The sequence below is a fragment of the Polynucleobacter sp. AP-Feld-500C-C5 genome, assembly GCF_018882265.1.
In the GTDB taxonomy this organism is placed as follows: domain Bacteria; phylum Pseudomonadota; class Gammaproteobacteria; order Burkholderiales; family Burkholderiaceae; genus Polynucleobacter.
The window spans coordinates 1-1,711 of the sequence record NZ_JACVOW010000007.1; the positions used below are offsets into that span (position 1 = coordinate 1).

Here is a 1,711-nt window from a genome sequence, read left to right on the forward strand (position 1 = left end):
TAATACGCCACTCTTTACTAAAAATCTTGAGGCTCTATATCTAAAAATGCATGAGCGTTATCAACAGAATCTAGAACCAGACCATATATCTATCGACTAAGCAGTGTTTTGGTGTGGTTAGATGTATGACCCTCAGAACCCTGCATATTTTCTTGAAGAGTCAACCATGTTTCTTAGCTGTTTTTAGTAGATATTAAACTTTTGCCTAAAAGGTCATATTATTTAAGAGCCGATCCATTTTGACCCCTCTTGGCATGCACTTAAATACTATAATTGTTGAATATTTTTTATCGCTACTAATTATTGGGACCAAAAAATGAAAAAATTTCTACACGTAGGATGCGGCCCTCAAACTAAGAGTGGATTAAAAGGTTTTAGCTCCGATGATTGGCAAGAAATTCGTTTTGATATTGACCAGAATGCCAATCCCGATATATTGGGTACACTAGTTGATATGACAGCGGTCTCTTCTGATAGCTACGATGCCATTTTCTCTTCTCATAACATTGAACACGTTTTTCCACATGAAGTTCCTCTTGCTCTAGCTGAGTTCTACAGAGTTTTGAAACCAGATGGTTTCGTTGTAATAACTTGCCCAGATTTGCAAGCTGTATGTGAAGCGGTTGTCGAGGATAAGCTGCTAGAGCCTCTTTATGAGTCGCCAGCAGGACCAATCTCGCCGATAGATATTTTGTATGGTCATCGAGGCTATATAGAGCGAGGAAATCACTATATGGCTCATAAGTGTGGCTTTACATACTCCGCCTTAGGTGGCGCTTTTTTATCCTCTGGATTCAAAGAAATTTTTGGCGGAAGAAGGCCTGATGCCTTTGACTTATGGCTTGTGGCATTCAAAGCTGATACCAACCCAGAGAAAGCCAAGATATTTGCAATGAATTTTCTTCCCTAATAAAAAATATTTAATTGCTTAAAAGATTATCCAAGGATGGGATTTTTATCTTGGCCATTTAGTTGATAAATTTGAGGTTTTATCCCAAGTCTTCACTTAACTTAGTTTTCAATCATAGTAATTTTATCAATACCATAAAATGAAGGAATGAGTCCTCAATTTCAACTAATCCTTCAGCAAGCTATCAAAGCCTTTCAGTGTGGCAACCTAGATGGCGCTCAATTAATTCTAAAAAAAGCATTACAAGAGGATTTAGATAGCGCTAATACTATTTTTGAATTAGGTTTATTTTTTGCCCAAAAAAATAAACTGGATGAGGCATTGATAATTTTCCAGTGCTTACAACTCTACATCAAAGGCAATGAAAAAATTCCATATAACTTAGGTTTAATTTATTCAATACAAGAAAATCATTTAGATGCTTTAAATGCATATGATCTAGCCCTCAAAATTAAACCAGATGACGTAGATACCTTGGTAAATAAAGGCTCCACATTAATTGATGCTAAAGATTATGCTTCTGCTTTAGTGGTTCTAAATAATGCAATTCTATTAAGGCCCAACATCCCAGAAGCTTGGTCTAACAAGGGTGTAGCTTTAAATAAACTCAAGAGATACGAAGAAGCCATTACTTCCTTTGAGAAAGCTTTAAGTCTTAAGCCTGATTATGCTGAAGCTTGGTCTAACAAGGGTGTAGCTTTAAATAAACTCAAGAGATACGAAGAAGCCATTACTTCCTTTGAGAAAGCTTTAAGTCTTAAGCCTGATTATGCTGAAGCTTGGTCTAACAAGGGTGTAGCC

2 protein-coding genes are annotated in these 1,711 nt (G+C 36.4%); both read left to right on the forward strand.

What is annotated here, in order from left to right; genetic code table 11:
- Nucleotides 1-316 precede the first annotated feature (316 nt).
- Nucleotides 317-910: a methyltransferase domain-containing protein gene (locus ICN21_RS01605; RefSeq protein ID WP_216176273.1), complete on the forward strand. Its 594-nt coding sequence runs from the start codon at nucleotides 317-319 to the stop codon at nucleotides 908-910.
- Nucleotides 911-1,057: 147 nt separating this feature from the next.
- Nucleotides 1,058-1,711 (forward strand): tetratricopeptide repeat protein (locus ICN21_RS01610; protein ID WP_216176275.1); only part of this gene is annotated, 654 nt, incomplete at its 3' end.

Excerpts from the sequence above, each read along its gene's own strand:
- ICN21_RS01605 (WP_216176273.1), top strand. The coding sequence starts at position 317 with ATGAAAAAATTTCTACACGTAGGATGCGGCCCTCAAACTAAGAGTGGA.